Below are 5,445 nucleotides of genomic sequence, written 5' to 3'. Positions count from 1 at the left end.
CGATCGACGGCGACACGGTGAAGATCCTCGCCGAGCGTGACCCCGCGAAGCTCCCGTGGAAGGACCTCGGCGTCGATATCGTGCTCGAATCGACCGGCCGCTTCACGGACGCCAAGGATGCCGTAAAGCACATCGAAGGCGGCGCGAAGAAGGTGATCATCTCCGCCCCGGCGACCAACGAGGACATCACCGTGGTGATGGGCGTGAACAGCGACAAGTATGATCCGTCGTCGCATCACATCATCTCCAACGCCTCGTGCACCACGAATTGCCTCGCCCCCATGGTGAAGGTGATTCGCGAGTCGTTCGGCTTTGTGCACGGCTCGATGGTGACCATCCACAGCTACACGAACGACCAGTCGATTCTCGACCTGCCGCACAAGGACCTGCGTCGTGCGCGTGCCGCGGCTGTGAGCATGATCCCCACCACGACCGGCGCGGCCAAGGCTACGGCGCTCGTGATTCCGGAAGTGAAGGGGAAGATCGACGGCATCGCCGTGCGCGTGCCCACGCCCGATGTGTCGCTCACCGACCTCACGTGTGTCGTGGAGCGCCCGGTCACGAAGGACGAAGTGAATGCGGCGTTCAAGGCGGCGTCGGAGAGCGGGGCCCTCGAGGGAATCCTCGGCTACAGCACCGAGCCGCTCGTTTCGGTGGATTACATCGGCAACCCGTATTCGTGCACGCTCGACGCCGGCAGCACGATCGTCATCAACGGCAGCATGGTGAAGATCTCCGGCTGGTACGACAACGAGTGGGGCTATTCCTCGCGCTGCGTCGACCTGCTGCGTTTCGTGGGCTCGCGTCTCTGAGACCGGCTGTCTGTTGAACAACCCACGCCGAGATCGTTTCGACCTCGGCGTGGGTCGTTTTCTTTGTTCCCCGATCCGCTCCGAGTTCGATGACCACCAAGACCATTCGTGACCTCACGCCGGCGGAACTGACCGGCAAGCGTGCGCTCGTGCGCGTCGATTTCAACGTGCCACTCGACGAGGCCGGCAAGGTCGCCGACGACACGCGCATCACCGCCGCGCTGCCGACCATCACGACGCTGCTCGACGGGGGCGCGAGTGTCGTGCTGCTCGCGCACTTCGGCCGCCCCAAGGGCGCGCCCGAGGCGAAGTATTCGCTGGCCCCGGTTGCCGCGCGTCTCAAGGAACTGCTGCCGCGTCCCGTGCACTTTCTCGACGTGACCGTCGGCGAGCGCGCCGTGGCCGCGACGCGAAATCTCGCCGCGGGCGAAGTGCTGCTGCTCGAGAACACGCGTTTCCTCCCGGGTGAGGAGAAGAACGACGAGGCACTCTCGCAGCAGATGGCCCAGCTTGGCGATTTCTACGTGAACGATGCCTTCGGTGCCGCCCATCGCGCGCACGCGAGCACCGCAGGGGTGGCACAGTTTTGCCGCCCGGCCGTGGCCGGACTGTTGATGGAGAAGGAGCTGGCGTACCTGGGTGGCGCCCTCGCGAACCCGCAGCGGCCCTTCGTCGCGATCCTTGGTGGCTCGAAGATCTCCGGCAAGATCGACGTGGTAGAAGCGCTGCTGCCCAAGGTCGACACGCTACTCATCGGTGGGGCCATGGCCTGTACGTTCTTCAAGGCCATGGGCTTCGAGACGGGTAACTCGCTCGTCGAACCCGACCGTCTCGATATGGCCAAGGATCTGCTGGCGCGTGCCGGCGGCAAGCTCGTGCTACCGATCGACGCCACCATCGCGCCGGCCATGGATGCCGGGGCACAGGCAACGGCCGTGGATCGCGACGCGATTCCGGCCGGACAGGCGATGTTCGATATCGGCCCAAAGAGCGTGACGCAGTATCGTGCGCTCGTGGAAGGCGCGCAGACGGTGCTCTGGAACGGCCCCATGGGCGTGTTCGAGAAGCCGCCGTTCGACGCGGGGACGCACGGCGTGGCCGAGGCGATGGCGAAAGCGACGGCCAACGGCGCGACCACCATCATCGGCGGGGGCGACAGTGCGGCGGCGGTGGCCGAAGCCGGGCTCGAATCGCAGATGAGCCACGTGTCCACCGGTGGTGGCGCCTCACTCGAGTTTCTGGAAGGGAAGGACCTCCCCGGGGTCAGCGCCCTCGACGCGCGCTGAACTCCGCTCATTCATTCGGATTTTCTCATGCATCTCAAGCCGGTAATCGCGGCGAACTGGAAGCTCAATCACACGCCGAGCGATGCGCGCGCCTTTCTCCAGCGCTTCCTCGCTCAGGTCCCGAAGCTGAATGAGCGCACGCTGGTCTTCTTCCCGTCGGCGATCACACTCACGACGGTGGTCGACGGCCTCAAGGATCGTCCCGAAGTTTGGGTGGGAGTCCAGAACGTGCACTCCGAAGCCCAGGGCGCCTTCACCGGGGAGAACTCCGTGCTCATGGCGCGTGACGTGGGGGCTCGCGTGGTCCTGGTGGGCCACTCCGAACGTCGACACGTGTTCGGAGAAACCGACGCGATGACGACAAAGAAGATGGCCCTCATCGCACAGGCGCGGCTCACACCCATGCTCTGCGTAGGCGAGACGCTCGAGGAGCGCGAAGCGGGACGCACCGCCGAAGTGGTGGAACGCCAGCTGAGCGCTGGGTTGGCCGAGCTCGACGACGCCCAGGTCGCGACCATCATGCTGGCGTACGAACCGGTGTGGGCCATCGGCACCGGACGTACGGCCACGCCGGAGGACGCCAGCGAAATCCACGGCGTGCTGCGTCAGGCGCTGATATCGCGGGTGGGCGAGCGGGCGGGCGCGGGGATTCCCATCCTGTACGGCGGCTCAGTCAACCGGGGCAACGCCACGCAGCTGCTGGCGGCATCGGACGTGGACGGTCTGCTCGTCGGCGGCGCGTCCCTCGACGCCGACAGCTGGGCGGGTATCGTCCGCGCCTGAGTCCTCTTTGGGCCCCCGTTCGGCCCAACCGGGGCAAGCGCTGATCACTCAAGCACTTGCCCCGGCCGCATCACTCGGCGATTTTACGAGGCTGCAGCGGACTCCCTGCTGCCACCCCTTACGGTTTCTCGACCGGTTTTCCGTCTCCGCGACATGTACACGTTCCTCCTGACTCTGCTTATCCTCGACGCCCTCGTGCTTGCGGCGGCGGTCCTTCTTCAGTCGGGCAAGGGCGGCGGGCTTGCAGCCAGCTTCGGCGGCGCGAGCTCGTCGGCGGACTCGGTGATCGGCTCCCGTCAGGCCGGCAACCTGCTCACGAAGGCGTCGTGGTGGTGCGGCGGCATCTTCCTGGTGCTCGCCTTCATCCTGCAGATCATGTCGAGCCGCGCCGCTGCGCCGAAGTCGGTCCTCGACAAGCTCGCCGCGCCGGCCGCGGCGCCAAGCGCGCCTGGCCCCAGCAACGGCGCCGCCGCACCGGCCGCCCCGCTGACGCAGCAGGCCGCTCCGGCAACGCCGGCAGCGCCCGCCAAGCAGTAAGGCCTCGGTGACCACGTTGCCTCCAAAGGGGTTCCTCCTCCTCGAGGACGGAACCCTTTTTCTCGGCCGGCTCGTCGGTGAGCCCGGCCCCACGGTAGCCGAGGTCGTGTTCACCACGAACATGACGGGCTACCAGGAAACGTTCTCCGACCCGTCGTTCCGCGGGCAGATCGTCGTCATGACGGCGCCCCAGATCGGCAACTACGGCGTCAACACCGAAGATCCCGAGTCGGCCCGCCCGCAGGTCGCCGGCGTCGTCTGCCGGGAGCTTTCGCCGACCTTCTCGAATTGGCGCGCCAGCGGCAGCCTGCCCGAGTGGCTCGCAACCGGCAATGTGCCGGTCCTCACCGAGGTCGACACCCGCCGCCTCACCAAGCACCTCCGCAACGGGGGGGTCATGCGCGGCGTCATCGGCGCGGGCGAGGCCCCGACAAAGGAAGCCCTCGCGGCGCTCGACGCGTGCCCCAGCATGGCCGGGCTCGATCTGGCTTCCGTGGTGTCAACCCGCGAGCCGTACGCGTGGGGCAAGGACGATGCCCCGTTCCACATCGTCGCCTACGACTACGGCATCAAGCGCAACATCCTGCGCCTGTTCGATGCGCATGGAATCCGGGTCACCGTCGTTCCGTCGGCCACCCCCGCCGACGCGGTGCTGGCCATGAATCCGGATGGCGTATTCCTGTCGAACGGCCCAGGTGACCCGGAGGCGGTCACCTATGCGCCGGCCGCGATCAAGCGCATCGCCGAGCAGCGCATCCCCATGTTCGGCATCTGCCTGGGCCACCAGCTCCTCGGCATCACTTTCGGCGGGCACACGGCCAAGATGCCGTTCGGCCACCGCGGTGGGAATCAGCCCGTGAAGGACCTCGAAACGGGGCAGGTGCTCATCACCTCCCAGAACCATGGCTTCGCCGTGGTGGGCTCCCCCGAAGGCGTAGAGGGGGCACCGGATCTGGCCGTCACGCATATCAATCTCAACGACGGCACGGTCGAAGGACTCAAGCACAAGACCCTCCCCGTGTTCGCCGTCCAGTACCATCCGGAAGCCGCCCCGGGACCGCACGACGCGGTCCCCCTGTTCGACCAGTTTCTCACGGCTCTGAGAAATCGTCGTGGGTGAGATGGCCCAAACGCTTGACTGATAAGCACTAAGGCCATACTATCGCATCGCAATGCTTCGCGGGCACCGAGCCGTGGCTTGGTGCCCGTGGCGTTTCTGCTCCGAATTTCTCCCCCGCAACATGACCAAAGCCGATCTGGTCGAGAACGTCACGGCTCGTATCGCCCGCACTGCCGGTCCGACCATCTCCAAGAAGGACTGCGCGCGCGTCGTGGATGCGTTTCTCGATGCCATAAAGGAAGCGCTGCAGGAGCAGAAGAACATCGAAGTTCGAGGCTTCGGCACCTTCAAAATCCGCCAGCGCAAGACCCGCATGGCGCGCAATCCGCGCACGGGCTCTCCGGTGGAGGTGTCGGCGCGCCCGGTACCGGTGTTCAAGCCGAGCAAGGAGCTGCGGGCCATGGTGGCCGGCATCGAGGAGCACCTCCTCGACGACGACGATTCCGACGATTGAATCGGTCCGGGCGGCTAGCCGCCGCCCGCTGCAGTGGTGCCTGACCCTCGACTTCACGGTCGGGGGTTTTGCGTATCTCAGCCTTGGCGTGCACCAGCCGACCATCGAACCTTCCAGCGGCCCGTGTGCTATCTTGCCCAAGCCATGACCGTCCCCGTCCTCCTCTTTGCCTCCTACGCCGATGCGTTCGGTACACGGCGCCTCGACGTGCCGGTATCGGCGCCCTGCGCGGTAACCGATCTGGTGGCCGCCATTCGCGGCCTTCCGGGTGGCGACCGCCTCCCCCCGAGGCCGCTGGTGGCCGTGAACCACGCGTTCGTCGATTACGCGCAGCTCATCCAGAGCCAGGACGAGGTGGCGCTCATCCCCCCGGTCGCCGGAGGCTGAGACATGTCGTGCTCCTCAAGCGATAGCGGGCTGCTGCATTCGGCCGTCGTCACGGCGCCCATCGAC

At 66.4% G+C, this 5,445-nt stretch carries 7 protein-coding genes; all 7 read left to right on the top strand.

Going from position 1 to position 5,445, the window contains the following annotated elements:
* Nucleotides 1-812 (top strand): type I glyceraldehyde-3-phosphate dehydrogenase (locus ACIQ6O_RS12180; protein WP_396208061.1); only part of this gene is annotated, 812 nt, incomplete at its 5' end.
* 89 nt (nt 813-901) lie between these two features.
* Nucleotides 902-2,098: a phosphoglycerate kinase gene (locus ACIQ6O_RS12175; RefSeq protein WP_396208060.1), complete on the top strand. Its 1,197-nt coding sequence runs from the start codon at nt 902-904 to the stop codon at nt 2,096-2,098.
* 27 nt (nt 2,099-2,125) lie between these two features.
* Nucleotides 2,126-2,881, top strand: a complete 756-nt coding sequence (tpiA, locus tag ACIQ6O_RS12170) for a triose-phosphate isomerase (protein ID WP_396208059.1) — start codon at nt 2,126-2,128, stop codon at nt 2,879-2,881.
* Nucleotides 2,882-3,034: 153 nt separating this feature from the next.
* The gene (secG, locus tag ACIQ6O_RS12165) at nt 3,035-3,418 is read left to right on the top strand and encodes a preprotein translocase subunit SecG (protein WP_396208058.1); all 384 of its coding nucleotides are present in this window, start codon (nt 3,035-3,037) and stop codon (nt 3,416-3,418) included.
* 7 nt (nt 3,419-3,425) lie between these two features.
* A complete protein-coding gene (gene carA / locus ACIQ6O_RS12160; protein WP_396208057.1) occupies nt 3,426-4,538 on the top strand; it encodes a glutamine-hydrolyzing carbamoyl-phosphate synthase small subunit in 1,113 nt (370 codons plus the stop codon).
* A gap of 121 nt (nt 4,539-4,659) precedes the next feature.
* Nucleotides 4,660-4,992 (top strand): HU family DNA-binding protein, encoded by a 333-nt coding sequence (locus tag ACIQ6O_RS12155; protein ID WP_306520058.1) that lies wholly within the window; start codon nt 4,660-4,662, stop codon nt 4,990-4,992.
* A gap of 144 nt (nt 4,993-5,136) precedes the next feature.
* On the top strand, nt 5,137-5,379 hold the full coding sequence (locus ACIQ6O_RS12150) for a MoaD/ThiS family protein (protein WP_396208056.1): 243 nt from the start codon (nt 5,137-5,139) through the stop codon (nt 5,377-5,379).
* Nucleotides 5,380-5,445: the final 66 nt, after the last annotated feature.

The organism is Gemmatimonas sp. (assembly GCF_044345575.1).
Taxonomy (GTDB): domain Bacteria; phylum Gemmatimonadota; class Gemmatimonadetes; order Gemmatimonadales; family Gemmatimonadaceae; genus Gemmatimonas.
This window is presented reverse-complemented; position numbering and strand designations above follow the sequence as displayed.

What these genes read in the sequence shown, in the direction of transcription:
- ACIQ6O_RS12150 (WP_396208056.1), top strand. Translation starts at nt 5,137, where the DNA reads ATGACCGTCCCCGTCCTCCTCTTTGCCTCCTACGCCGATGCGTTCGGT.
- ACIQ6O_RS12155 (WP_306520058.1), top strand. Translation starts at nt 4,660, where the DNA reads ATGACCAAAGCCGATCTGGTCGAGAACGTCACGGCTCGTATCGCCCGC.
- secG (WP_396208058.1), top strand. Translation starts at nt 3,035, where the DNA reads ATGTACACGTTCCTCCTGACTCTGCTTATCCTCGACGCCCTCGTGCTT.
- ACIQ6O_RS12175 (WP_396208060.1), top strand. Translation starts at nt 902, where the DNA reads ATGACCACCAAGACCATTCGTGACCTCACGCCGGCGGAACTGACCGGC.
- tpiA (WP_396208059.1), top strand. Translation starts at nt 2,126, where the DNA reads ATGCATCTCAAGCCGGTAATCGCGGCGAACTGGAAGCTCAATCACACG.